Raw genomic sequence first — 2315 nt, 5'->3', positions numbered from 1 at the left:
GATCTATAACGAGCAAGGCCAGGAAGTCGTGAAAGGGAAAACGAACGAACAAGGCGTTGCGAAGTTCGATAAATTACCAGCAGGAAAGTACACATACAAAGAAACACTTGCACCACAAGGTTATGTGTCACATGAAGGAACATTCTCTTTTGAAATTAAAACGGATGGTGAAATGATTAAACACACCGTAAAAAACAAAAAGATTGAAGGTAGCTTAGAAATTACAAAAGTAGACGTAGCTGATGGAAACAACAAGTTACCAGGTGCAGAGTTTACAATCTATAACGAGCAAGGCCAGGAAGTTGTAAAAGGAAAAACAAATGAACAAGGCATTGCAAAGTTTGAAAAATTACCAGCTGGTAAATACACATATAAAGAGACATTTGCACCACAAGGTTATGTGTCACATGAAGAAGCATTCTCCTTTGAAATTAAAACGGATGGAGAAATGATTAAACACATCGTAAAAAACAAAAAGATTGAGGGTAGCTTAGAAATTACAAAAGTAGACGTAGCCGATGGAAACAATAAGTTACCAGGTGCAGAATTTACGATCTATAACGAGCAAGGCCAGGAAGTTGTAAAAGGAAAAACAAATGAACAAGGCATTGCAAAGTTTGAAAAATTACCAGCTGGTAAATACACATATAAAGAGACATTCGCACCAGAGGGATATTTAGTCAATGAAGAAACATTCTCTTTTGAAATTAAAACAGATGGTGAGATTATCAAACATGTTGTAGCAGATAAGAAAAAAGAAGTTCCACCAACACCAGAAACGCCACAGCCAGAACAACCAAAACCGCAACCAGAGAAGCCACAAACACCACAGGTCATTGAAAAACCTGTACCAACACCAGAGAAACCACAATACATTGTAAAACAACCACAACCGATGAAAGAACAACCTAAGAAAGTAGAAAGTCATTTACCAACTACAGGCGGAAAAGCTGAAAATCCATATTGGAAATGGATTGGTTTTACATTTGTCGTTTTTGGTAGCATCCTAGCTGTTTACGCAGTTAGAAAACGTAAGAATCAAGAAGTTTAAAACACTCTCAACTGATAAGGGAGGGCGGGATCAAATGTGCATACTTGATGTACATTATCAGACGGATGGGATCAAATACAAAAAGTCGTATTTGCTAGCATTACCAGAAGATGGGTTTCAGTTGCGGAAAAATATCCAACATGTTCTATTCAAAGAGCACCAACAAGAAATTACGATTCTTTCTACAGATTTAGAAGAATTAGATTTAGTAGCTTCATAATGAATGAAACCTCTTAGATGTACAGAATATTTCTATTTAACGATATAGAAAGATAAAACAATAAAGGAGGATTTCTTATGAAACCAATTAAGCATATGCGAAGTAAACGCGGTTTTTCTATCGGTCGAGTTCCTCATACAACACATACACCTTCAACAAATAAGCGTACAGAAGAATGGGCGGGAAGAATGGGGAAAAGCATGATTTTCTCTTCTCTCTTGGTCACGCTAGACCCTTACAAAAAAGCGCGCAAATCATAGTATTCATGGGAGGACATTCTTTCACTGAATATCCTCCCCATTTAAAAGGAGGAAGCAAGATGGGAAAACAAGCGTATCAAAATCGTCAGGAATGCTGGGAAACGTTCTGGAAAGAACAAGTAACGGTAGATGGTGAATTAGATATCGAACAAGTGAAGCAAGAACTCTTCAATTATAAAACACTCTTAGATCAAATTAATCAACCTCAAAACGGGATCATACAACCTCAAATTTTGATTCAGCTAGCTGCAGAAGAACGAACACAAAAGCATCGTGAAAAACAATTAGCCCTTGCATAAGGCCATTTCAAGGACAGAAAGGAAGTGAAGAAGTGGCGCACAGCAAGCTCGACAAAGAAATTGAAAACTTCATAGAAAAGAACTGGAAAATGCTCTTAGGTATAGGAGCTGTCGCATTTGTCTGGTTTTCTAAAGAAAAAATCCTCATAGAATTGATGAAGCTGGTGCCAACTGTAGTCGGTGTGTTTCGCGGGATTGCCTTGCTGATCCTGTTAGGAATTGTCATACGAATTGTCTTACATGGCATCTATTTATTCTTGGAAAAGAAACGGTATCGATATGTATTATTCATCCCTCACATAGATGATGAAGTCACACCAGATAAGCTAGGACAAATGATTCGGCATGTACATGGATCGGGCCGCAAACCTTTAGAACGGCTGTTAAAAGGGCGCGATTGGTACCGCATGACGATGTATCGTCCAGAGGGAGAAAATGAGCGTACTCGCTTTTATGTGGGTGGTCCAGAAGATAAAATCAAACAG

General features: G+C 38.3%; 4 protein-coding genes and 1 pseudogene. All 5 read left to right on the top strand.

Features of this window, described 5'->3' with window-relative positions:
* A partial coding sequence (locus RT27_RS30100) for a SpaA isopeptide-forming pilin-related protein (protein ID WP_043938810.1) occupies positions 1-1051 on the top strand: 1051 nt, incomplete at its 5' end.
* Between the two features lie 34 nt (positions 1052-1085).
* Positions 1086-1271 (top strand): hypothetical protein, encoded by a 186-nt coding sequence (locus RT27_RS30095; RefSeq protein WP_043938809.1) that lies wholly within the window; start codon positions 1086-1088, stop codon positions 1269-1271.
* Positions 1272-1348: 77 nt separating this feature from the next.
* Positions 1349-1531 carry a hypothetical protein gene (locus RT27_RS30090; protein ID WP_043938808.1) on the top strand — a complete coding sequence of 61 codons (183 nt, stop codon included), beginning with the start codon at positions 1349-1351 and terminating at the stop codon, positions 1529-1531.
* Positions 1532-1590: 59 nt separating this feature from the next.
* A complete protein-coding gene (locus tag RT27_RS30085) occupies positions 1591-1830 on the top strand; it encodes a hypothetical protein (protein ID WP_043938807.1) in 240 nt (79 codons plus the stop codon).
* Between the two features lie 32 nt (positions 1831-1862).
* Positions 1863-2315: pseudogene (locus tag RT27_RS30080) on the top strand (ATP-binding protein); the annotation flags it as partial.

The sequence above is a fragment of the Bacillus sp. L_1B0_5 genome, assembly GCF_000836715.1.
GTDB classification, from domain to species: Bacteria; Bacillota; Bacilli; order Bacillales; family Bacillaceae_G; genus Bacillus_A; species Bacillus_A thuringiensis_S.
This window is presented reverse-complemented; position numbering and strand designations above follow the sequence as displayed.

Coding starts and splice junctions, on each gene's coding strand:
- RT27_RS30095 (WP_043938809.1), top strand. CDS start 1,086: ATGTGCATACTTGATGTACATTATCAGACGGATGGGATCAAATACAAA.
- RT27_RS30090 (WP_043938808.1), top strand. CDS start 1,349: ATGAAACCAATTAAGCATATGCGAAGTAAACGCGGTTTTTCTATCGGT.
- RT27_RS30085 (WP_043938807.1), top strand. CDS start 1,591: ATGGGAAAACAAGCGTATCAAAATCGTCAGGAATGCTGGGAAACGTTC.